Annotated in this window: 24 protein-coding genes and 1 pseudogene; 21 read left to right on the top strand and 4 right to left on the bottom strand. The window is 53.7% G+C overall.

Annotation, left to right across the window (positions count from 1 at the left end):
- Positions 1-15 precede the first annotated feature (15 nt).
- The 6 genes from JQC72_RS09965 to JQC72_RS09940 all read left to right on the top strand — a co-directional run bounded on the left by JQC72_RS09965 (position 16) and on the right by JQC72_RS09940 (position 4,327).
- Positions 16-1,674, top strand: coding sequence for a glycerol-3-phosphate dehydrogenase/oxidase (locus JQC72_RS09965; RefSeq protein WP_205495181.1), 1,659 nt, complete (start codon positions 16-18; stop codon positions 1,672-1,674).
- Between the two features lie 201 nt (positions 1,675-1,875).
- On the top strand, positions 1,876-2,427 hold the full coding sequence (locus JQC72_RS09960; RefSeq protein WP_205495180.1) for a glycerol-3-phosphate responsive antiterminator: 552 nt from the start codon (positions 1,876-1,878) through the stop codon (positions 2,425-2,427).
- A 227-nt stretch (positions 2,428-2,654) separates the two neighbouring features.
- Positions 2,655-2,801 carry a hypothetical protein gene (locus JQC72_RS09955; protein ID WP_205495179.1) on the top strand — a complete coding sequence of 49 codons (147 nt, stop codon included), beginning with the start codon at positions 2,655-2,657 and terminating at the stop codon, positions 2,799-2,801.
- Positions 2,802-2,936: 135 nt separating this feature from the next.
- Positions 2,937-3,164: a hypothetical protein gene (locus tag JQC72_RS09950; RefSeq protein ID WP_205495178.1), complete on the top strand. Its 228-nt coding sequence runs from the start codon at positions 2,937-2,939 to the stop codon at positions 3,162-3,164.
- A 71-nt stretch (positions 3,165-3,235) separates the two neighbouring features.
- The gene (larC, locus tag JQC72_RS09945; RefSeq protein ID WP_205495177.1) at positions 3,236-4,105 is read left to right on the top strand and encodes a nickel pincer cofactor biosynthesis protein LarC; all 870 of its coding nucleotides are present in this window, start codon (positions 3,236-3,238) and stop codon (positions 4,103-4,105) included.
- A 75-nt stretch (positions 4,106-4,180) separates the two neighbouring features.
- Entirely contained in the window at positions 4,181-4,327 is a 147-nt protein-coding gene (locus JQC72_RS09940; RefSeq protein WP_205495173.1) for a hypothetical protein, read from the top strand.
- A 272-nt stretch (positions 4,328-4,599) separates the two neighbouring features.
- Here the strand turns inward: JQC72_RS09940 and JQC72_RS09935 are convergent, their stop codons facing one another.
- Positions 4,600-5,052 carry a MarR family winged helix-turn-helix transcriptional regulator gene (locus tag JQC72_RS09935; RefSeq protein WP_205495172.1) on the bottom strand — a complete coding sequence of 151 codons (453 nt, stop codon included), beginning with the start codon at positions 5,050-5,052 and terminating at the stop codon, positions 4,600-4,602.
- Between the two features lie 409 nt (positions 5,053-5,461).
- Between JQC72_RS09935 and JQC72_RS09930 the strand changes: the two genes are divergently transcribed.
- From JQC72_RS09930 to JQC72_RS16885, 3 genes and pseudogenes are all read left to right on the top strand, one after another.
- Positions 5,462-5,893, top strand: coding sequence for an RNA-guided endonuclease InsQ/TnpB family protein (locus JQC72_RS09930; protein WP_302104750.1), 432 nt, complete (start codon positions 5,462-5,464; stop codon positions 5,891-5,893).
- Complete coding sequence (locus JQC72_RS09925; RefSeq protein ID WP_205495169.1) at positions 5,865-6,371, top strand: RNA-guided endonuclease InsQ/TnpB family protein; 507 nt, start codon at positions 5,865-5,867, stop codon at positions 6,369-6,371. The genes JQC72_RS09930 and JQC72_RS09925 overlap by 29 nt, the downstream gene beginning before the upstream one ends.
- A 4-nt stretch (positions 6,372-6,375) precedes the next feature.
- A pseudogene (locus JQC72_RS16885) lies at positions 6,376-6,630 on the top strand (zinc ribbon domain-containing protein).
- A 39-nt stretch (positions 6,631-6,669) separates the two neighbouring features.
- On the opposite strand, the gene JQC72_RS09910 reads toward JQC72_RS16885, so the two are convergent.
- Positions 6,670-7,809 carry a ZIP family metal transporter gene (locus tag JQC72_RS09910; RefSeq protein ID WP_205495165.1) on the bottom strand — a complete coding sequence of 380 codons (1,140 nt, stop codon included), beginning with the start codon at positions 7,807-7,809 and terminating at the stop codon, positions 6,670-6,672.
- Between the two features lie 772 nt (positions 7,810-8,581).
- Between JQC72_RS09910 and accB the strand changes: the two genes are divergently transcribed.
- From accB to JQC72_RS09870, 8 genes are all read left to right on the top strand, one after another.
- Positions 8,582-9,103 carry an acetyl-CoA carboxylase biotin carboxyl carrier protein gene (gene accB, locus JQC72_RS09905; RefSeq protein WP_205495164.1) on the top strand — a complete coding sequence of 174 codons (522 nt, stop codon included), beginning with the start codon at positions 8,582-8,584 and terminating at the stop codon, positions 9,101-9,103.
- A 23-nt stretch (positions 9,104-9,126) separates the two neighbouring features.
- Entirely contained in the window at positions 9,127-10,497 is a 1,371-nt protein-coding gene (gene accC, locus JQC72_RS09900) for an acetyl-CoA carboxylase biotin carboxylase subunit (protein ID WP_205495163.1), read from the top strand.
- The gene (locus JQC72_RS09895; protein WP_205495162.1) at positions 10,484-10,894 is read left to right on the top strand and encodes an Asp23/Gls24 family envelope stress response protein; all 411 of its coding nucleotides are present in this window, start codon (positions 10,484-10,486) and stop codon (positions 10,892-10,894) included. Before accC ends, JQC72_RS09895 begins: the two co-directional genes overlap by 14 nt.
- A 43-nt stretch (positions 10,895-10,937) precedes the next feature.
- Positions 10,938-11,498: an alkaline shock response membrane anchor protein AmaP gene (gene amaP / locus JQC72_RS09890; protein ID WP_205495161.1), complete on the top strand. Its 561-nt coding sequence runs from the start codon at positions 10,938-10,940 to the stop codon at positions 11,496-11,498.
- Positions 11,499-11,512: 14 nt separating this feature from the next.
- Positions 11,513-11,743: a DUF2273 domain-containing protein gene (locus JQC72_RS09885; protein WP_205495160.1), complete on the top strand. Its 231-nt coding sequence runs from the start codon at positions 11,513-11,515 to the stop codon at positions 11,741-11,743.
- Between the two features lie 47 nt (positions 11,744-11,790).
- Positions 11,791-12,225, top strand: coding sequence for a transcription antitermination factor NusB (gene nusB, locus JQC72_RS09880; protein ID WP_205495159.1), 435 nt, complete (start codon positions 11,791-11,793; stop codon positions 12,223-12,225).
- Complete coding sequence (locus tag JQC72_RS09875) at positions 12,222-13,196, top strand: tRNA (adenosine(37)-N6)-threonylcarbamoyltransferase complex transferase subunit TsaD (protein ID WP_205495158.1); 975 nt, start codon at positions 12,222-12,224, stop codon at positions 13,194-13,196. The genes nusB and JQC72_RS09875 overlap by 4 nt, the downstream gene beginning before the upstream one ends.
- Before the next feature lie 220 nt (positions 13,197-13,416).
- On the top strand, positions 13,417-14,337 hold the full coding sequence (locus tag JQC72_RS09870; protein ID WP_419179854.1) for a DMT family transporter: 921 nt from the start codon (positions 13,417-13,419) through the stop codon (positions 14,335-14,337).
- A gap of 425 nt (positions 14,338-14,762) precedes the next feature.
- Here the strand turns inward: JQC72_RS09870 and ade are convergent, their stop codons facing one another.
- Both ade and JQC72_RS09860 read right to left on the bottom strand, forming a co-directional pair.
- The gene (ade, locus tag JQC72_RS09865; protein WP_302104746.1) at positions 14,763-16,535 is read right to left on the bottom strand and encodes an adenine deaminase; all 1,773 of its coding nucleotides are present in this window, start codon (positions 16,533-16,535) and stop codon (positions 14,763-14,765) included.
- A 54-nt stretch (positions 16,536-16,589) separates the two neighbouring features.
- The gene (locus JQC72_RS09860) at positions 16,590-17,615 is read right to left on the bottom strand and encodes an NCS2 family permease (protein WP_302104681.1); all 1,026 of its coding nucleotides are present in this window, start codon (positions 17,613-17,615) and stop codon (positions 16,590-16,592) included.
- A gap of 1,203 nt (positions 17,616-18,818) precedes the next feature.
- On the opposite strand from JQC72_RS09860, the gene folD reads away from it, so the two are divergent.
- The 4 genes from folD to JQC72_RS09840 all read left to right on the top strand — a co-directional run bounded on the left by folD (position 18,819) and on the right by JQC72_RS09840 (position 22,514).
- Entirely contained in the window at positions 18,819-19,676 is an 858-nt protein-coding gene (folD, locus tag JQC72_RS09855) for a bifunctional methylenetetrahydrofolate dehydrogenase/methenyltetrahydrofolate cyclohydrolase FolD (protein ID WP_302104679.1), read from the top strand.
- Positions 19,677-19,986: 310 nt separating this feature from the next.
- Positions 19,987-21,369: an exodeoxyribonuclease VII large subunit gene (gene xseA / locus JQC72_RS09850; RefSeq protein WP_205495153.1), complete on the top strand. Its 1,383-nt coding sequence runs from the start codon at positions 19,987-19,989 to the stop codon at positions 21,367-21,369.
- The gene (xseB, locus tag JQC72_RS09845) at positions 21,353-21,616 is read left to right on the top strand and encodes an exodeoxyribonuclease VII small subunit (RefSeq protein ID WP_205495152.1); all 264 of its coding nucleotides are present in this window, start codon (positions 21,353-21,355) and stop codon (positions 21,614-21,616) included. Before xseA ends, xseB begins: the two co-directional genes overlap by 17 nt.
- 1 nt (position 21,617) lies before the next feature.
- The gene (locus JQC72_RS09840; RefSeq protein ID WP_205495150.1) at positions 21,618-22,514 is read left to right on the top strand and encodes a polyprenyl synthetase family protein; all 897 of its coding nucleotides are present in this window, start codon (positions 21,618-21,620) and stop codon (positions 22,512-22,514) included.
- The last annotated feature ends 287 nt before the right edge of the window (positions 22,515-22,801 follow it).

The raw sequence follows: 22,801 nt of genomic DNA, 5'->3' as shown, positions 1-22,801 counted from the left end.
AAAGGTGGGGTTGGCATGGGTTATTCGTTTTCTGCGCGGGAACGTTCCCGTGTTGTACAGACGTTATCGGAGCAGGAATGGGACTTGTTGGTAATCGGCGGTGGCATTACCGGTGCGGGGATTGCATTGGATGCGCAAACTCGCGGCATCCAAACGGCGCTGATCGAGATGCAGGATTTTGCCGCCGGTACGTCCAGCCGATCCACCAAGTTGGTACATGGCGGTTTGCGCTATCTCAAACAGTTGGAATTCGGATTGGTTGCCGAAGTGGGGCGGGAACGTGCCATCGTTTACGAGAACGCCCCGCATGTGACCACACCGGAGTGGATGTTGCTCCCGATTGTCCGGGGCGGCACTTACGGCAAATGGGCCGCTTCCTTCGGTGTTTACCTCTACGACCGGCTGGCCGGCGTGAAAAAAAGTGAGCGACGAAAAATGCTGAACGCGGAAGAAACGTTGGCCAAAGAACCGCTATTGCGCAAGGAGGGATTGAAAGGTTCCTGTATTTACGTCGAATACCGCACCGACGATGCCCGTTTGACGCTGGAGGTGTTGAAGGAAGCGGTGGCACAGGGTGCCTTGGCGGTCAACTATGTCAAGGCGACCGATTTCCTGTATCGGGACGGAAAGCTGATCGGTGTCAAAGCGATGGATTTGCTCCAACGCCGCGAATTGGTGATCAAAGCCAGGAAAATCGTCAATGCGGCAGGCCCCTGGGTAGATTTTTTGCGTGAAAAGGACGGTTCCAAACAGGGGAAAACGCTGCACTGGACCAAAGGCGTACACATCGTGGTGGATCAGTCCCGTTTTCCGTTGCGTCATGCCGTCTATTTTGATACGCCGGACGGACGGATGGTATTTGCCATCCCTCGGGACGGGAAAACGTACATCGGTACGACGGATACCGACTACCATGAGGATCTCGAGCACCCCCGCATCACGGTGGAGGATCGGGATTATTTGTTGCGGGCCGTCAATCGGATGTTCCCCAGTCTTGGGCTGACCCCGCATGATGTCGAGTCCGGCTGGGCGGGTATCCGACCATTGATCCACGAGGCAGGAAAATCCCCGTCGGAGATTTCCCGCAAGGATGAGATGTTCCGTTCGGATTCCGGACTCATCACGATCGCCGGCGGGAAGCTGACGGGGTATCGGAAAATGGCGCAAAAAGTGGTCGACCTTGTCGCTTCCGAATTGGAGGCGGAAACCAAACAGAATTTCGGCCCGTGCCGGACGGCCGATCTTCCATTGTCCGGCGGCAAATTCGGAGGTTCTGCCCATTATCCCGCATTTTTGAAGGAACAAATCCAAGCGGGCATGGAATGGGGGCTTGCCAGGGAAGAGGCGGAGAAATTGGTTCGCCGTTACGGTTCCAATGTGGGTTTGGTGTATGATATTGTAAAAAAACGAAGCGAGGAAGCTGCTTCATTCGGGCTTCCGCCGGATGTGTTCGCTGCTCTGGTATACGGTGTGGAACATGAAATGACCGCTACCCCGAGTGATTTCTTCATCCGCCGTACCAGTGCGATGTTTTTCGATATCGACTGGGTTCGCCGGTGGAAAGAGCCGGTGACGTCGGCGATGGCACATCTGTTGGGATGGGATGAAGAAACAACGGAACAACATCGTCGTAATCTGGAGCAACGATTGACCGAAGCGACGGAAGTGGTGTGATTGCTTCGCCCGAGGATTGGTCAGCCATCAAACCGCCGCTTTGTAGGTGAGCGGCCTTTGAGCTGAAGTGACAGAGGCATAAGAGGGAAAGGGCAGCCGAGACAAAAGGGGTGGACCAGGTTAACTCCAGCGGGAGCCTTGTCAGTTATCTCAAACAAATAAAGACATACCCGACTGGATGGAAGTGATAGGGGGAGGAAAATGCATTTCCAGCAACAGAAAATTCTGCCTGCTGCCAAAAGCATCAAGGATTTTGAAATGCTCATGGACAGTTCGTATCAATACATCATCCTGCTCGACTGTCACGTCGCACAACTGAAGGCGCTGATCCAACTGGCTAATCGCCACGGCAAAAAAGTAATGCTTCATGTCGATTTGATTCAAGGTCTCAGAAACGATGAACATGCCGCTGAATTTCTGTGTCAGCAAATCAAGCCTGCAGGGTTGATTTCAACCCGAACCCAGGTAGTGCACGTGGCGAAGAAAAAGAAACTGATCGGCATCCAACGGATTTTCCTGCTGGACACCCATGCGTTGGAAACCAGTTACCGCCTGTTGGAAACGTCTCGCCCGGATTACATCGAAGTGTTGCCAGGGATCATCCCGCACATGATTCGGGAAGTTCATGAACGAACCGGGATTCCGGTGCTGGCGGGCGGGTTGATCCGTACACCCGAAGAAGCAGAACAAGCCCTCTCCGCGGGTGCTGTCGCCGTCACTACCTCCAACCGTTCTCTCTGGAAAATGCGCTGATAAAATGGAAAACGAAAAGCTTTCTGTCAAAAAGGGGGGAGAAGGCTGACAAAGTCAAAGTGGCAGTTCAGCAGTCTCGATGCCAAGAAGTAGATTCCCCATCCATCTACAAGCGAAGGAAAGAGACGATTGAGCGGAGCTTTACGGCGAAGCAACAGCAAGGACTTGGCAATCCGGAAGTGATTTTCGGCCAAGGGAGAATGTGAGGCAGGTACGTTTGTGGGGGGATGGAGGAAGCGCACGGGCGGGCTGTGATGATCCGGGCGACGCCGGAGCGGATGGACAGCGAAGGCCGATTGTACCGAAGTGGCGTGTTGGGCCAGTCCATCTACACCGGGGTATTCATCTCCGGTTACGATCCGGTTCCCCGGTGATGGACATGTGGACGAGAGACCCGTCAGTACACGGGAAAGGCGCTTTGGTTGTACGCGGAGACGACCGGTTTGCCGGTTGAGAGGTTGCGGATACGTCGGAGAGTGGGATAGGCTGCCAGGCGGGGCGGATCTGCTATGTGGGTGTGGCCGGCATCGAACGCCTGCTATCGGCAAAAGATGCGGGAATTAAACGGACTGATCGTTGTGGCGGGCATAGAGGGAGCGCTCGGCAGCGCCGTCGGTGGAATGGTACGGTGGCCGTTGATCGCGGTGCCGACTTCGGTCGGGTATGGGTCATTTTCCGGGAATGATGCCGTTACTTTCGATGATGTCCTCCTGTTTGACAGGTATTACGGGGGTTAACATCCACAACGGGATTGGCGCAGGCTGTACGACCGTGATGATCCAATAATTGGTGATGGAGGCGCATGTGAATGAAGGCGCTGTATTTCGATTGCTTCTCCGGTATTTCCGGTGACATGGTACTGGCCTCCCTGATCGATCTCGGTGCCGATCTTTCCTATATCGAAGAGCATCTCAAGCAGCTGCCGGTCGATCCGTTTGAGATACGCGTGGAGACGGTGATGAAGCGGGGCATCGCCGCAAAAAAATTGCGGCTGTACATCAAGGGAGACCATCAGCACCATGGGCACCGGCGGGCGGCAGAGATTTTCGACATGATCGACAAGAGTGAGTTGCCGCCACGGGTGAAGCGGCGCAGCCGGGCCATTTTCCATGTGATCGCGTTGGCGGAAGGGAAGATTCACGGCATTGATCCAGGTGATGTTCATTTCCATGAAGTGGGTGCCATGGATTCGATCCTCGACATCATTGGCGTGTGTCTGGCGTTGGAAAACCTTGATATCGGCGAAATCCTCGCCTCCCCGGTACCGACCGGATACGGTAAAGTACGGATGGCGCACGGCATGTACCCCATCCCGGCGCCGGCCACAGCCGAACTGCTGACCGGCATTCCGCTGGCGGATCTGACTGTGGAGGGCGAACTGACCACACCGACGGGTGCCGGGATTTTAAAAGCGCTGGTGAATGAATTCGGTCCGCTCCGCTCGTTGACGATGGAACGGATCGGCTACGGGGCTGGAGAGAGGGATTTCGACCATCCGAACGTGCTGAGGGCGATTTTGGTGCAAAAGCAGCATGCATCTTTATCGCAGGTGGATGGAGAGCGGATCGACGTACAGAGAACGGGGGAGATTTCCGCGACAGAGGAATTCGCTGTGGCCGCCCCGATCCCGGACCATTCAGGGGAAAATGGCGGCAGCCATCAGGATATCCGTGATTGAAGAATCTGCACCGGCACCATCCCGGCCGCCTGTATTTGTCTCCTTTGTTGACAGCCTGGGCATCATGGTGGCCCTGTGGACAACAGCGATCCGTTTTATTTCTGCCATACGGACAGCGCGTGGGCGGTGGCCGGAGATAACGCCTCCGCCTCCACGATGGCTTCCGTCGGTGCCATCCGGAACTTCGGCGGATATCAGCGGACGCGGTTTTTTCCCCGGTAACGGGTATGATTGCGGATGCCACCAATTCCTGCGCCCTCGGATTCAACGGGTGCATGGTTCTCTGCCAAGGCCATTGTCAGAGGCAGCGGATTCGCGATAAAGGTTTGGTGTTCGGGATCATTGTTTGGATCGAATTTGAACATGGCGCCAATGATACCGCTGGCTCAAAATAGGCGATAACTGCTTTCGCATATGGTGACAGTTATCGCCTTTTTCGTTTGATTCCCGTTATGCACGCTTCTGAGATGCAAAACAGAGGTCACTCTCGAGATTCACTCATTCAGGCGGTTTTGTTGATGTACCCGTTGCAAAAGGGATTTGAACCGGGACAGAAGCTCTCGGAACTCTTCCTCCGAAATCCCGCTTTTCTCCAGCAGGGTTTTCGGAATGCAATAAGCTCTTTTCTTCAGCGCGTCTCCACGTTCGGTGAGACGTACGATCACTTTGCGCTCATCGTCGGCGGACCGTTGCCTTCGGATGAGACCGGCGGCTTCCATCCGCTTCAACATGGGAGTCAATGTGCCGGAATCCAAGTAGAGCCGTTCTCCCAGCTCTTTAACGGTCATTTCACGGTGCTCCCACAACACCAAAAGGGTAAGATATTGGGGGTAGGTAATGCCCAATTCATCGAGCAGAGGGCGGTATATGCGGCCAATTTCTCTGGAACAGGCATAAATGGTGAAGCAAAGTTGATTGTCCAACTTCAAGAATTCGGGGTCTTTCATCTTTCACACCTTATTTTCATTTGATCAAATTGAATTGCAGCAAATTGAATTGGTTGGAAATCAATATAACGAATGTGTTGTCATTTGTCAAACAACACTCCCTTTATTCGGGTCACTGGCAGTATGCTGCGGAAGCTGAAACGTGTACAGCTGTTTTCTCCAAGCTTAATGATCGTTCCAAACTTCTCCGGGACTGTTTTCACGTATCCAGTTATCTTCAAATTATTTTATAAAGAGCGAGCGGAAAACCCAGCCCTTTAGGGTTGGGATGAAAGCGGGCTCGGACGCGGGAGGGACTCGGCTCTCGCAAGTCCGACATTGTTTGAATGCCCTTCTGATCAATTCTGAAAATGCCGGTAGAATCACGTATCATACAAGAGAAAGACCATAAAAAGAGTCAATCACGGTGATGAGAACCTACAAATTCAAGCTGGAACCAACGAAAGAGCAAATCGAGAAAATGGAATGGACACTGGGCATGTGTCGCTGGCTCTACAACTCCATGCTTGAACAACGAAAGTTCGCCTACAAAAGACGCGGTATTACGTTGAACTATCACAAGCAAGCAATAGAACTTCCAGAACTTAAGAAGGAGATCCCGGAGTTTAAAGAGATCCATTCTCAGGTTCTTCAAGATGTAGCCAAGCGGTTGGAAAAAGCATTTCAAGCGTTTTTCCCTCGAGTAAAACTCGGGGAAAAACCGGGATACCCTCGCTTTCAAGGTAAGAACCGATACGACAGCTTCACCTACCTATCCTCAAGCCGGCTACAAACTGGATGGAAAGTACCTGAAGCTCTCCAAAATTGGCGATGTGAGAATCAAACTGCACCGCCGGATTGAAGGAAAGATCAAGACTTGCACCATCAAACGGAAGAACGGGAAGTATTACGCTTGTATTTCATGTGAGGTAGAGCCGAAGTCATCCCGAACCGGTCGACAAGCAGGCGTCGATCTCGGTGTGAAACATCTGGCTGTCACGTCTGATGGCGAATTCTTCGATCATCCCAAGTACCTTCGGAAAGCGGCAAGACGGTTAAATTTTCTTCAGCGTATGGTTTCCCGTAGGAAGAAAGGGTCGAATCGCAGGCGTAAAGCGGTTGCGATGTTGGCGAAGGTTCACGAATACATAGCAAACCAGAGAAGGGACACCGCACACAAGATCAGCCGCTATCTGGTGGACAACTACGATTGGATCACTTTCGAGGACTTGAAGGTTCAGGGGATGTTGAAGAATCACAATCTGGCTAAGAGCATTGCCGACGCAGGTTGGAGGATGCTGGTTCAATTCACGACTTACAAGGCAGAGTGGGGCCGGTAAGCAGGTGATCACGGTCGATCCTCACAACACGTCACAGGCATGCTCCGAATGTGGACAGACCGTAAAGAAGACATGAAAAGAACGTATCCATCGTTGCTCATGCGGATATGAGGCAGACAGAGATGTCAATGCCGCAAGAAATGTCCTGCATCGAGCGATGGGATACGTTCCTGAACCGGGATACGGACAACGAGAACAAAACCTTTTCCAGGCTTGGACGAAGCCATCGTGGACGGATGTGGGTTGCCACGCCAGATGAAGCGAGAAGGCCTCCGGTGCTTTAGCCGTGCGGAGCAAGTCACTTTTCAATCACAATCGTTGCATCTTCGATTTTCTTCCCGTTATGGACATAAGGGGCATGTTGATTGGTGACGGGTTCTACTCGTATTTCATGCTTTCCTGGGCCCAGATTGTCCAAGTGGTACCACGGTCCATATAAACGGGCGATTTTGTTGCCGTCCACAAAGAGATGCATATGGCCTTCGCCGATCCGGTTGGGTCCGTTGATCAGTTCAGGCGTAAACTGAAAATGTTTCGTTTGTACATGGAGGTTCCAACCGGATTCTGAATCCCTGTGAACTTGCAGGTGTACAATGGGGATCGGTTTTCCCTTCGGGATTTCAACCGGGTGCAGATGATGATGGCCGGCGTCTTGGGAGTGGTGAGGGTTCGCTGTTGCGCCGGCATCGTGATGATGAATGGGAGCGATCAGCGTACTTCCCCACCCAAGTAAGTAATAGAGTAAGATACCGGATAAAAACCACCAAACAGTTTGGGAATGTTCCATCCGATTAACGGCCGGCCATAATTCCGTTCCCACTACATAAAGCAGAATCCCGGCCGAGAATAAGAGCGCAATGCCGGAAAATTGACCTTGTAACCAAGGAAGATCCACTATCCATAAAGCCGTTACGGTTCCGAAAACGGTGCAAATCCCCAGTATTCCGGCTGCCCCAACGGCTTTTTTCCGCTCCTGGAATCCGGCCATCGTCAGGGTGGAAATGGCGACACCTTCCGGAATTTTGTGCAACACGAGCGCAAGCAATACCACGATTCCAAAGTGGGGATCGACATGGAAACCGGCTCCTATGGCAAACCCCTCAAAATAGGCGTGGATTCCCATCCCGGATAACACGCTCCAGACGGCACCTTGGCGTCGGTCCATTTCTGTTTTGGAAGACAAGCGGTGCTTCGTATGCCACCTCTGAAAGGTGAACGCCGCCAACATGCCGACCAAGAGCCAGGGGGCCTGTGACGGCGATTCGGATAAACCGTGTGGCAGCATACCGCCAATGGCCACAGCTAACAGCAGGCCGGTACTGAGTGCCACCAGCGTGGTCAAACCTTGAGATGACCAACTTTTTTTGAACCAAACCATGCTTCCCCCGATTACATAGCCAAAGGCGGCCAACAGAGTCCACCCCAAAGCTCCTGCCACTTCGGTTTCCTCCTTATATCTCAAAATTGACCATATGGATGAATAGATCGAGAAACCACGCTGACTTGCAGCCGATGCCGGTGAAGGTTCCGTTTTCTTGCCAGTGCTGGCAGCAATTAATGCGAGTAGTCACTTGAGATGAAGGGGTGTCATATGAAAAGCCGCGGGCCGATCGATGTGCTGCCCTAGGCGATTTTCTTTTCACGTCCCCTTTCAACGTGGTTTGTCATTCCACGCGGTGAAGCACCAGTACATTCGCTTGGGTCGAAAGTGGGATTCTTGGGTTGTTCACGCCCGCGGTCTGTTGCCGTTTTGGACAACGCCAAGTGCCTATTGCCCCGTTCCATGATGTTTTGCAGTAACGCTGCCGCTACCTGCTTGGGCGGTGTGCCTGCGACCAACGGAAGTGCCCGTGGTATTACCAGTACACAGGTTCCTTTTCCCGCTCTCAAGATTTACTTGGGGTTTGTTCGCCGCTGGAATCTCCATCCTGACGTACAGCAATCCTACTGCCAGCAAAAGAGCACCGTTCCGTTTTTTCCACCCATCCCCGTTGAGGGATCACAGGCAAGTCGTCTTTCATCTTACGATTTGTGATTTGAGATTATTCGCGGCAGAAAGGGGTTTTTCTTCTCGTCTTTCGGTCAAAATGTAGAAGAGATGTCATGCGAATACCGGGTCAAGGACTGGCCAAGCCGAGCAAAAAACATTATGATAAAACCGTCCCGTCCGATGCGCTTCGGAATTTTTGTTGAATGGGAGGATATGCTTCATGCAATTTCGTGTACATGAATTTCGCGAACTCATCAAGCTGATCCACGAAACCGACATCGAACTGTTTGAGTTCGAGAAAGACGGAAACAAACTGGTGATCAAAAAAGGGCCGAAAGGACAAACGACCGTGGTGAACCAACCGGCCGCCGGACAACCGGAGCCGATTGTGCCGACGCCGCCTCCGGCCCCGCAAGCACCGCTCCCGGCTCCACAACCCGCGGCAGAACAGCCTGCTCCTGCCAAACCTGAGCAAAAGCCGGCGGAGGAAGAGGATGCCAATTTACATAAAATCGTGTCGCCCATGGTGGGTACGTTCTACCGTGCGCCGGCTCCGGATGCGGATCCATACGTCAAAGAGGGGGACCAAGTGGAGGAAAATACGGTCGTCTGCATTGTCGAAGCGATGAAACTGATGAACGAGATCGAAGCAGAAGTTCGCGGCACCATTGTCAAAGTACTGGTAGAGAACGGACAGCTGGTTGAATACGGACAGCCGCTGTTTTTGGTGAAAACAACCTGAAACGGCGGGAGGGGAATCGGAACATGTTTCAAAAAGTCTTGATCGCGAACCGCGGAGAAATCGCCGTCCGCGTGATTCGCGCATGCCGCGAACTCGGAATTCAAACGGCGGCCGTCTATTCGGAGGCGGACAAGGATGCACTGCACGTCAAATTGGCGGATGAGGCGTATTGCATCGGTCCGGCGCCATCGAGAGACAGCTACCTCAACATGACCAACCTGATGAGTACCGCCACGTTGATCGGTGCGGACGCCATCCATCCCGGTTACGGATTCTTGGCGGAAAACGCCGATTTTGCCGAGCTGTGCGCCGCTTGCGGAATCACTTTTATCGGCCCGCACCCATCGGCCATCACCAAAATGGGGGACAAGACCACCGCGCGGGAAACGATGAAAGAGGCCGGTGTACCAACCGTTCCGGGAACGGAAGGGCTGATCGAGGATATCGATGAAGCGGTGGCCGTGGCCCGGGAAATCGGCTTTCCCGTCATCGTCAAGGCGACTGCCGGCGGTGGCGGAAAAGGAATGCGTGTGGTTCACAGCGAAGAAGAATTGAAACGGGCAATCCGTATGGCCCAGCAGGAAGCGGAAGCCAACTTCGGCAACCCGGGGGTGTATCTGGAGAAATTCCTCATCGAGCCGCGTCACATCGAGATTCAGGTGTTGGCGGACAACCACGGCAACGTCATCCACTTGGGTGAGCGGGATTGCTCGATTCAGCGCCGATACCAAAAACTGGTGGAGGAAGCGCCTTCCCCGGCTTTGACTCCCGAATTGCGGGAGCGCATGGGGCAGGCGGCGGTGGCCGCGGCCAAGGCGGTCAATTACTCCGGAGCCGGAACGGTGGAGTTCCTGCTGGACAAAGAAGGCAACTTCTACTTCATGGAGATGAACACCCGCATCCAGGTGGAACACCCCGTCACAGAGCTGGTGACCGGGATCGACCTGGTGAAGGAACAGATACGTATCGCGGCGGGTGAACCGCTGTCCGTCAAGCAGGAAGACGTCCGTTTTGACGGGTGGTCCATCGAATGCCGGATCAATGCGGAAGATCCGGATCGGAACTTCATCCCTTCTCCGGGTGAAATCCGGTTTTACTTGCCGCCGGGCGGCCCGGGAGTACGCGTGGACAGTGCCGCTTATACGGGGTATCGGATTCCTCCTTACTACGACTCCATGATCGCCAAGTTGATCGTCTGGGGCAAAGACCGGGAAGAGGCGATTGACCGTATGCGGCGGGCGTTGCAGGAGTTTGCGATTGACGGGGTGAAAACGACGATCCCGTTCCATTTGAAGCTGATGCAACATCCACAGTTTGTCAGCGGAGATTTCCATATTCAGTTTCTTGAAAAAACCAATTTGAACGAGGAGCGTTCGAAAGATGACCAATCATAACCCGATCGACCATGTCGATTACCAAGTGAACGAGTTGGGGAAAATTGAGATTGCACCGGAAGTGATCCAAATCATTTCCGGGCTGGCCGCCCAACAGGTGGAAGGGGTGGCCGGTCTCAGCGGTGGGGTGGTCGGTGACCTGACCCAACTCTTGGGACGAAAAAATTTGCGTCAGGGCGTTCGCGTCGAAGTGGGTGACGAGACGAAAATCGAAGTGGCACTCGTCATCGCGTTCGGCTACCATATCCCGGAAGTGGGACGGAACGTCCAGGAAGCGGTCAAGTCGGCTGTGGAAAACATGACGGGCTTGAGCGTGAGCGAAGTGGTCGTCAAAGTGGAAGCAGTCAAATTTTCCAGCGAAAAACAAACGGACACCGAGTCCCAGCGTGTGAAGTGATGACGGACTTGGAATTGTCAGTATTCCGGAGGGGGGTAGGGGCGTGAAGCTGCTGGACCGAGTGCTTGTGTTATTTCTCAGCCTTTTTGTGACCGTCGCCTCCGCTCTCGGTGTGTGGTTCTTTTCGGGTTTGGGTTTGTCCAAATACGATGCTGTCCGTATGGTTGAGGCGTTGTACGCATACCAAGCCCGGCAATGGACGGCTGTCGGTCTCAGTCTGCTGTTGATGCTGATCGGTCTCAGACTTTTGCTGGTAACCGTTCGTCGCCCCGGAGCCGACCTCGGTGTGGACCGGTTGACGGAAATCGGGTATATTCGCATTTCATTGGACACATTGGAGAGTTTGGCTGTGAAAGCCGCCAGAAGGGTGCGGGGGATTCGCGACTTGACCGCCCGTGTCCGGATGAGCGGCAATAACGCCTCCGTGGGCGTGGGGTTGAAACTGACCGTGGACGGGGAAACGCCGATTCAGACATTGTCCGAAGAACTCCAGCGGGTCGTCAAAACACATATCGAAGAGATTGCCGGGGTGACGGTCGATCAAATCTCCGTCTACGTCACAGACACGGTTCAGCCTGATCGCACGCGGATTCGCGTCGAATAAGGCGGTGACCGATAATGGATTGGAAATGGTTGGAGTATTTGTGGGTGCACCATCGCGGGCGTCTGATCGGAACGCTGGCCGGATTGATTTTGGGCATCGTCTATTTGGTGGTTGGATTGTGGAAAACCTTTGTGTTTGCGCTGATCGTGGGCATCGGTTATTTTGTCGGGAGAGAATGGGATGGGCGGAAAGACTTGCGACAGGTGTTGGAAGATTGGTTTCCTGATCGTTGGATGAGAAAATAACCAAACCCGGCCGGCGAACGGCGCGGGTTTTTTTTGGAGGATGGAATATGAGCAGGAGACAGGTACGCGAAAAAATATTGCAGACGTTGTATCAGGTGGATCTCAACCCCGAACCGGCCGAAAAAGTGATCGAGCGGGTGAAAAAGAGCTTGCCCGAGGACGAACGGGCATTTTTCGGTCGTGTGGTCGGGGGCGTCCTTACTCATATGGACCGGTTGGATGCGGTTCTCAGCGATTTTTTGAAAAAGGGTTGGAGCCTCTACCGGTTGGCCGTGGTCGATCGGGCGGTGTTGCGGATGGCGTTGTATGAGTTGATGTTTGAAGAAGAGATTCCGCCGGGAGTCACGTTGAATGAAGCGGTTGAATTGGCCAAAGCATACAGCACCGAAGAGTCGGGGAAATTTGTCAATGGTGTGCTGGGGGCAATCGTGGAGAAACAGAAGGAAATCCGTGAGCGACTGACAAAGGAGGAGCTTGAATGAACACGTCCCGCGCGGTGTTGGGCGTGGATACGAGCAATTACTGCACGTCATTGTGTCTCGTTGATGACAAAGGAAACTGTTTGGCCGAACAGCGGCAGTGGTTGGATGTGCCACAGGGCGAGCGGGGACTTCAGCAGTCCCATGCCGTGTTTCAGCACGTGCGGCGTTTGCCGGAGCTGTTCCTTCGTCTGCCTCTTGACCAGGTAAAGGTGGCGGCCGTCGCGGTCAGCACGGCGCCCAGACCGCAAACGGGCTCCTATATGCCCGTTTTTCTGGTGGGGAAGTCGTGGGCTCAATCTTTGGCCCATGCGTGGGGTGTGCCGCTGATCGGGACGACGCACCAGGAAGGGCACATTGCCGCCGGTGAGGCGACGGCCGACCGAACATGGACTGCCGATCGCTTTCTGGCGATTCATCTGTCCGGCGGTACCACGGATCTTTTGCATGTCAGACGAAAGGAAGCGGGATACGCGATCGAGACGATCGGCGGCTCCAGCGATCTGCATGCCGGGCAGTTGGTAGACCGGATCGGCGTGGCGATGGGTTTGCCGTTTCCATCGGGACAACATGTGGAGGAATTGGCCTTGCGGTATGACGGCGGAGAACAAGTCACCATCCCGTCGTCGGTGGACGGGCTGACCTGTTCGTTTTCCGGGCCGCAGACAGCGTTGCTGCGGTTGTGGGAAAAACGGGCCGCATCCAGGGAAGCGCTGGCGTTTGCCGCATTGCGCTGCGTGGCCAACACGGTGGAAAAACTGCTTAAGCATGCGTTTGACCGGGGTTATCCGAAAGAAGTGCTGATCGTCGGGGGAGTGGCCGCCAACAGTTTGATTCGGGATCGTCTGCGCAAGCGATTGGAGCATCCTGCCGTCCGCGCCCGGCTGACGTTTGCCGATCCGCGTTACTCCGGGGATAACGCCTATGGAGTGGCTCGGATCGGCCTTTGGGCGGTGAATGGGTGCCACGGTTGATGGTGGATAAAGGTAGCGGACGGGTGTATTCGCCTGTCCGTTTTCTGTTATGGAAGAGAGGAATAGCAGGGATTATGTAATATAAACTTACATTTAAAGGAGATTCGCCAATTAATACATAGTGTTGTAAGGATTATTTACATATAAGATAATTTTTCAGTATCATTTGAAGTGATAGTGAAATCAATCATTTCAGGAGTAACATGATGAGGAACCTGTTATGGGAGTGATGATGTTGGTAAAAAATATTCATTGGGATGTGATCATCGCCCATGGAATTGCCATTTTCTTTTGGGCATCGGCTTTTGCGGGGATCCGGGCCGGGTTAAAGGCGTATTCACCTGAACATCTTGCTCTTTTGCGTTTATTGATTGCTTCGATTGTATTGGCAATTTATGCTTGGGTCACGCGTATGCGTTTGCCTGAGGTGAAAGATATCCCCATCATATTGATCACGGGATTTTTGGGTTTTTCAGTTTATCATATTGCAGTCAATTTGGGGGAAACAACGGTCAGTGCAGGGGTTGCGAGCCTGATCGTTTCGTTGGCTCCCATCTTTACTGGTATTTTGGCGTCTGTTTTTTTGCATGAGCGATTTGGTTTCAGCGGATGGGTCGGAACCCTGATCAGCTTTTTTGGTGCATCACTCATTTCGATTGGAACGGGAGAAGGTTTTCATCTCAATATGGGCGCGTTACTGGTGCTTTTGGGAACATTTTCAGAAAGTGTGTATTTTGTTATTCAAAAACCTTATTTGAAAAAGTACGGTTCTCTCGCTTTTACTTCTTATGCGATTTGGGCAGGAACTTTATTTGTGCTGGTGTTCACGCCCGGGATCATCAAAGAGATTGAATCCGCACCGATGAGTGCCACTTTGAGTGTTGTATACTTAGGTATTTTTCCAACCGTCATTTCTTATTTGGCGCTAGCCTACACAACCCATCGAGTTGGAGCCTCAAAAGCCTCCACTTCTCTATACTTAACGCCGGTATTGGCCTTTGTGATTGCGTGGATTTGGCTTGGTGAAATTCCGACTTGGTTTTCCATCATTGGAGGAATCATCACGATCTTGGGGGTATTGTATGCCAATAAGAATGGGAAGTGGAAGAAAGGGGATCGAAAGGAGAGGGTCACCATCTGAATCAAGGGACATGACGTTCCAAATGATTCATGCACCATTTTGGGGATCGGCCGAAGATAACCGTTGTGGAGCCAGAAGAGACAGGTCTCCTGGGAATTTATGAACGCGATGTATGATGCGGTGCTATGCGTCAACCACCCGTCACTCCGGAACGGGTGACCGGTTGTTGGAGAGGGAGGGGTGAAGGGAGCCGGTTGTGTGGTGATTAATCGAGGAAAAGAAGAAGCGGCTGACCCCGATGGCAGGAGTCAGTCGCTTATCCAGGCGGTCTGATTAGATTGTCCGTATCGCTTCCCTGCCTGTGACCAACAATATAGAGATTATGGCCGCTCCGAACAGGGGAGGGGACGTGGGATAAAGTACGCATCCATTGAAAAAAATTTATTTCAGCGTGCCTGTGCTTTCGGTGCTTTGCTCAGCTGGGCTTAGATACCATCCTCCAACAGTACCTCCACTTTCGCCTCTTCCGCCTCCACTTCAATATGTCGGAATTTCACCACGTCAAAAAGTCCCCGGTCGGTCAATTTTAATTCCGGGATGACCGGAAGGGCCAGAAAGGAGAGCGTCAAAAAGGGATTGAAAGAGAAGGTGCCAATGTTGTCCAAAGCGCGATTCAGCCGGTGCAGTTCCTCCACCACTTCTCTTGCCTCCCGGTCGGCCATGAGTCCGCCGATCGGGAGAGGCAGGGAAGCCAGCGTCCTTCCGTCGGCCACAACGATGAGGCCCCCTTGCATCCGTCGGATTTCCCTGGCGGCCATGATCATGTCCTCATCATTGGTCCCCGCGATGATCAGGTTGTGGGAATCATGGGCAACGGTGGAGGCGATCGCTCCTTTCCGTAACCCGAGTCCCTTGACGATACCCAACCCGATGGAGCCTGTCTGTCTGTGCCGTTCGATGACGGCCAGTTTCAGTTGATCCTTTTCCACCGACGTTTGGAAAAATCCGTCGACAACCGTGACCTCCTCCACCAGATGACGGGTTACCAAGCTGTCAGGAATGATACCGATGAGCCGGGCCTTCTTGCTTTTCAAGGGAATCTTCAATTGATCCCGGGTCAGATCGGGCAGACGCACGCTTTGGGTGATTCTGGCCGGTGGAGAAGCCCGAAATTCAAATCGATTCCGGACCACCTTTCCTTTCTTGGCCACCAGCGTCCCGGCTTTGTACACTTCGGATACGGTGAAGGGATCAAGATCCTCCAACAGGAGAAAGTCCGCATCATACCCCGGGGCGATCGCTCCTTTACGGGGAAGTCCGAAGCATTCGGCGGCGTTGAGGGTGGCCATCTGAATGGCGGTGAGTGGCGGGAGGCCTTGCTCGACAGCCAGCCGGATGTTGTGATCAATGCTTCCTTCTTCCAACAGATCGTCCAAGTGTTTGTCGTCTGTGACGAACAGGCAGCGTCGGGCATTCCGTTCCGTCACCACAGGCAGGAGCGCCTTCAGATCCTTGGCGACGGAGCCTTCCCGGATCATGAGATACATTCCTCGTTCCAGCCGGATTTCCGCTTCCTCCGCTGTAACGCATTCGTGATCGGTACGGATCCCTGCGGCGGCGTACACATTGATCCCTGTTGTGTCCAATCCGGCAGCGTGGCCGTCAATCCGGCCATCCATGCGGCTGTGGACGGCGAGAAGTTTCTCGATCATGTCTTCCTGTGCTTTCATGACCGCGGGGAAATCCATCACTTCTCCCAGCCCGAGAACCCGCGGGTGATTCAGCCAAGGAGTCAATATGTCGGCATTCAGTTCGGCTCCGGCGTTTTCAAAGGCGGTGGCGGGAACGCAGGAAGGGAGCATGAAATAGACGTCCATGGGGATCGATTCCGAATCTTCGAGCATAAACCGAAGCCCTTCGATTCCCGCCACGTTGCAGATTTCATGGGGATCGGCGATGATGCACGTCACCCCGTGCGGGAGCAGTACCTTGGCCATTTCGGAAGGGGTGACCATCGCCGATTCCACATGGACATGCCCGTCGATCAGACCGGGGCAGACATACCTTCCGTCCGCATCGATCACTTCACGTCCCTCAAACCGGCCGATTCCCACAAACACCCCGTCCACCACGGCCAGGTCCCCGTGGATGATCCGGGCGTTGAACACGTCGATGATTTGGCCGTTACGAATGATGACGTCCGCAGGTTCCCGTCCGGCGGCAACCGCAATTCGTCGGGTGAGGGATTCTTTCGTCAGCAAGGTGATCATCCTCTCTTACCTATGAAAAGGATTCCCAAACAAAATTGTCGATCATCCATGAAGTGCAAAGTTGACGACAAACGCCGCAGTGATCACATACGTGATCCAGTGGACTTCCTTCGCCCTCCCCGTCAGTGCTTTCAGCAGCGTATAGGAGAGAAACCCGAAGGCCAACCCCTCCGCAATGCTGTAGGTGAGGGGCATCATTAAGATAGTGAGAAAGGCGGGAACCACTTCGGTGTAATCGTCAAAGGCGATGTGTTTGATTTCGCCGAGCATCAATGCTCCCACCAGGACCAGAATCGGCGCGGTGGCCGTGGTGGGAATCAACGTCACCAAAGGGGCGAAAAACAAACAGAGAAGAAACATACCGGCCACGACCAAAGCCGACAACCCGGTCCTTCCACCCTCCGCGACGCCGGTAGCGTTTTCGATGTAGGCGTTCAGGGTGGTGGATCCGAACGAAGCACTGGCCAAGGTACCGACAGCATCCGCCGAAAGAGCTCGGTTCAGGTTGGGGATGTTTCCCTTTTCATCCGTCAAACCAGCCTTTTTGGCCAAGGCGATCAAGGTGGCCAGGTTGTCGAACAATTCGACAATGGTAAAGGAAAAAATGATGGAAAAAATCCCGTATTTCAAAGCCGCAGTTACGTCCATACGCAAAAAAGTTTCGGATATGCCGGGAATGGAGAAAGTCATGATGTCTTCCAACCTTTTGGGAACGGGTGTGTCGCCTGCCGCCATTGCTGCCGTTGTGACCAAGAGGATGCTGATCATGAAAGCTCCTTTGACCCGTTTTGACATGAGAAAAGCTGCCAGGATCAGGCCGAGGATGGCCAACAGCGGGCCTGTTTTCGTGACGGAGCCTAGAGAAACAAAAGCTTCTTCGTTCTTTACAATGATACCGGCGTTTTTCAAGCCGATGAACGCGATAAACAAGCCGATCCCTACACCGATGGCGGATTGGAGTACGCCAGGGATCGCTTCCATCAATTTTCGGCGTACGCCCGTCACGGTGAGAATGAAAAACACGACCCCAAAGATGAAAACCGCACCCAGGACAGTTTGCCAGCTCAATCCTTCCTTATAGGACCAGCGTGCAGGTAATGCGTTCAATCCCATTCCCGGGCGACAGTCACGGGGAATTGGCCCACAAGGCCGTGGGTGCCAATCACACTGGAAAAGATGGTGGCGGCCCACGCGGCTTTTTTTTGGGATTCCGCGTCGGACAGGATCGAGTGATGGATGAAAATAATGTAACGCATCGTTATGAACGTGGTCAAACCGGTAATCATTTCCGTCTTGACATGATGTTTCGATCCGGCAAGGTTTCCAATCATATTTTCTTGTCCGCTTGAGGTGGCGACAGCGTACCGGATTCCATTTTCGAATGGATCATGATCCGACTCACCCTCCATCGCAATGTTTCGAAAAAGGATAAAAAAGGCCGCAGACCGGAAGCAAATCATTCCGACCTGCGGCCACTCAATCTCCGCCAAGCAGAGTTTAAGCAACCGACCATCCATTCGATGAATAAGAATCCGAAAAATCGGCATTCTTATCCAATACCGTACAGGAATCCGTTGTTTACTTTGATGTTATTACATCAGACTGGGAAAGTCAAATGATTCGAAAAAAAAATAGCATAAAAAGTAAGAAAACATGACAAATGATGGATCGATGGAAAACCGGTTCTTTCATTTGGGTTTCTGATGGCGAGACGAAGGAAAAACTGCTGACCAAGAAGGGCGGGAAAGACGGCCTTTCAGGATGAAGATGATCGTGTGCGTCGAACGAGGGAGGATTCAGACCTCTCGCAAGGCCGACAGAAATTTTGGTACAATCAAGCCATGGAGTGGGAAAGCGATGAAAACCGCGCATCGAGTGAAAATGACAAAATCACACAGTCTGATGCGGGTTACCACACCGGATGAAGTGAGAAGCCCACTGACCAAAAGGAGTGCCACTGATACTTGTTCTGTGTGACATGGGTTCGGGAAGTTGGAGTGCAATGATGCCATTCACATATCGGTGGTTCTCAAAACGCTTACTCTCAGTTCAACAGGGATCGTGGTCCTGATCGGCGAAAAAATAGATGTCAAGAAAAAGTGGAAACTGTTTTCCGAACAAAAAAACGATTTGGTTGATGAAATATCCATTAATACGGAAGAGTAACCGCTTTTCCGAGAGGAGAAAGTTCGTCATTCCCTTTACATGCAGAGGTCCACGCGCTACACTGGGGAACGTAAAGCCATTGTGAAAAAAGGGGAGGCACCGAAGTTGACACAATCAGCGATCCTCATTGACGGAAAAGCGGTGGCGGCGTCGATTCGCCAAGAGTTGAAAGAACAAGTGAGCCGGATGAAAGAGCGGGGGGTTCATCCAGGATTGGCCGTGATTCTGGTCGGGAATGATCCTGCTTCGGAAACCTATGTGCGCGGCAAAGTGCGGGCCTGTGCCGAAGTGGGCATCCACTCCGAGTTGATCCGGTTGCCGGAATCGGTATCGGAAGAGGAATTGTTGAAACATGTGCATCGGTTGAACGGGGATGCGCGCATTCATGGCATATTGGTGCAGCTGCCGTTGCCGAAGCATATTTCGGAAGAAAAAGTGATCGACGCGATCGTGCCGGAAAAGGATGTGGACGGATTCCACCCGATCAGTGTCGGAAACTTGGTCATCGGCAAGCCGGGGTTTTTGCCCTGTACGCCGCATGGGATCATGGAGTTGCTGCGACGTTATGAAATTCCGCTCGCCGGGAAGCATGCGGTGGTGATCGGCCGCAGCAATATCGTGGGCAAACCGGTTTCATTGTTGTTACAGCGGGAAAATGCCACCGTGACGATGTGCCATTCCAAAACGGTGGATCTGCCTTCTGTCGCACGTCAGGCGGACATCCTGATCGCCGCGGTAGGCAAACCGCATTTGGTGACGCGGGAGTACGTCAAGCCGGGAGCGGTGGTGATCGACGTGGGCATCAACCGTACACCGGAAGGGAAATTGGTTGGGGATGTCCACTTTGAAGAGGTACGTGAAGTCGCCTCGTATATCACTCCGGTTCCGGGCGGCGTAGGTCCGATGACGATCGCCATGCTCCTGGTCAACACGGTGCAGTCTGCCCAACGATTGTTGGACTGAAATGACGATCTTGATCGTGTCAGGTTGTTTCCGGAGATTGATGGCCTGGAGCGTGTCTGGTACATTCCGTAGGGTAGCAAATGCTTTCCCGGGTGAATGAAGAGACCCGGAAAGCGCGGGAATCAAATCGCCGGGCAAGTTTCTCCAGGTGAACTCGTTCCGGGTCGGAGCGGCCATCACCTGTCTCCTGAGGACGCAGGAGGAGCGAGCCGGGAAAGCAACCGGACCGTATTCACCAGACGCACTCCCCGTCCAGCGGGGAGGACCAACCGAATTTGACAGACACGGTCTGGAGAGAGAGGGATGCGGTATGTTGGAGTTGCTGGAAGAAAACGAGCGCCCCGTTTTTTCGGTGTCCGATTTGGTCGGATATTTACGGATGCATGTGGAAGAAGATCCCGTCCTTTCCCAGGTGTGGGTCCGGGGCGAGATTTCCAACTTCCATCACCACCACCGGGGGCATATGTATTTTACGTTAAAGGACGAGTGCAGCAAAATCCGGGCGGTGATGTTTGCCGGACACAACCGCCGCCTTCGTTTTGTGCCGAAGGACGGGGACGACGTGCTTGTTCGCGGGTATTTGTCCGTGTACGAACGGGACGGGCAAGTACAGCTGTATGTACAGGAGATGCAACCCAACGGGGTGGGCGAGCTGTATGTGGCATTCCAGCAACTGAAAGACCGCTTGGAACAGGAAGGTCTGTTCGATCCCGAACACAAGAAGCCGCTTCCTTTTTACCCGCGGCGGGTGGGGGTGGTCACCGCCCCGGGGGGTGCCGTCATCCGGGATATCATCACCACGATCCGGCGACGCTCCCCCAACATTGACATTCTGCTCCATCCCGTTCCCGTGCAGGGGGAAGGCGCGGCCCGGGCGATTGCGGCCGCCGTCGACAATTTGAATGCATGCGGAGAAGTGGACGTGATCATTGTCGGCAGGGGAGGCGGTTCGCTGGAGGAGTTGTGGGCATTCAACGAAGAAGTGGTGGCACGAAGCATTTTCCGCTCCCGGATTCCCGTCGTTTCCGCCGTGGGACATGAGACCGATGTGACCATCGCCGATTTTGTCGCCGATGTCAGAGCGGCGACCCCCACCGCGGCGGCTGAACTCGTTTCTCCGCGATGGGAGGAATTGCACGATCGTCTCGCCGCCTGCCAACAACGTTTGGTGAACGCGATGCGTCGGCGGCTCCATTTCAGCAGGGACCGGTTGGAGAGATTGAAAAAACGGTCGGGCCTTCGTCAACCGGACTCCCGTTTGATCCAGTACGAACAGCGTCTGGACGATCTGGTTCACGATCTGCTGCGGGCGATGACATCACATCTGCGGGACGGACGGCGCGACCTGGAACGGCAGGCATACCGATTGTGGGTTCACCGGCCGGCCGAGCGGGTTCGCGAATATCGCGCCCAATTGCAACAATGGAAAAAGAACTGCATCTCCCACATGCAGCAACGCTGTCGCGTATACCGGGCCGATTGGGACCGGTTGGTGGATCAGTTGGATGCGCTCAGCCCGTTGCGGGTGATGCGCCGCGGCTACTCGCTGGTATATCGTTATCGCGGAAAGGAACTGATCCGAAGCGTGCGACAAGTGGAGCCGGGCGATTTGCTCGATGTGCGCATCGCGGACGGTCGATTGCAGTGTCAAGTATGGAAAAAGGAGGAGTCGGCTGATGGCGGAGGCGAATGAAGCGCGTCAGTCCGTTGAATCCCTTCCTTTCGAGGAAGCGATGAAACGGCTGGAAACGGTGGTGGAACAGCTGGAGAGCGGAGAAGTACCGCTGGAAGAGGCGATCCGGCTGTTTGAGGAAGGGATGCGGCTGGCCAACCATTGCGGCAAGACATTGGATCGGGTGGAACAACAAGTGGAAATGCTGGTGCGTGAAAACGGCGATTGGGTGAAAAAGCCTTTTGGGACGGAGGAGGACTTGGACTGAGGTGGGAACCGCGGAACAATACTTGCAGGAAAAGGCTGGTCTGGTGAATGACCGACTGACGCAATACGTTGAATCGTGGCATGATATTCCGAAGCGGTTGAAAGAATCCGTAGCCTATTCCCTGTTGGCCGGCGGCAAGCGTTTGCGGCCTGTTTTGGTGTTGGCGACGGCGGAGGCGCTCGGCACGGAAGCGGAACAAGCCCTTCCATTTGCATGTGCGTTGGAGATGATTCATACGTACTCCCTGATTCACGACGATCTTCCGGCGATGGATGATGACGACTATCGGCGGGGAAGGCTGACCAACCACAAGGTATACGGAGAAGCCATGGCCATTTTGGCCGGAGACGCGCTTTTGACCAAAGCGTTCGGTTTGATGGCGGAAGGGGCGCTGTTGATCGGACTTCCGGCTACTACTGCCTTGAATCTGATCGCGGAGGCCTCCCGTCGTGCAGGAGCGGAAGGCATGGTGGGCGGTCAGGTGGACGACATCCTGCACGAGAATCAACCGGTCACACTGGAAACTCTCCGATCGATTCACCGGCGCAAAACAGGTGACCTGATCACGTTCGCCGTCCGGTTGGGCGGTATGGTGGCCGGAGCTGATGACTCCCAACTGGAGAAGCTGACTCGTTTTGCCGAAGGATTGGGGTTGGCGTTTCAAATTCAGGATGACATTCTGGATGTGATCGGCGACCGCGAGAAATTGGGAAAAGAGACTGGAAGCGACGAGGCGAGAAACAAAGCGACGTATCCCGCCTTGCTGGGCTTGTCCGCTTCGAAGGAACACCTTCGGAAAACGATCGGGGAAGCAAAACGCTGGATTGAGGGAGAAACGTGGTTGAATACCCGTACACTCCTGGAATTGGCCGATTTTTTGACGACACGCGACCGTTGATTGCCGGCGGCCTTGATTGTCGGTCATCGGCGGAATATGTTATAATGGCCGTAAAATAGGAGTGGTGCAGTATTCTAGTCAGCCCACCTCTCCTGAAGGCGGGGCTAAAAATCCGCTAAAGGGCACATCGATGAAGTTCCTGGTGTTGGCTTCCGACGCCCAGTCGGGGGTTGATGCTGGGAGTTAAGGTTGAAGGGCGATCCACAAAGGCATGTGGGCGTTGACCCTTCTTCCGCGGAGGCCCAAGTGCGTGGCTCAACCGAAAGGAAGAGCGACGGCTTGGGGGA

Origin of the sequence: Polycladomyces zharkentensis, from assembly GCF_016938855.1 — a bacterium.
Taxonomy (GTDB): Bacteria; Bacillota; Bacilli; order Thermoactinomycetales; family JIR-001; genus Polycladomyces; species Polycladomyces zharkentensis.
Note: the sequence above shows the minus strand (reverse complement) of the source record. Positions and strands in the feature narration are given on the sequence as shown.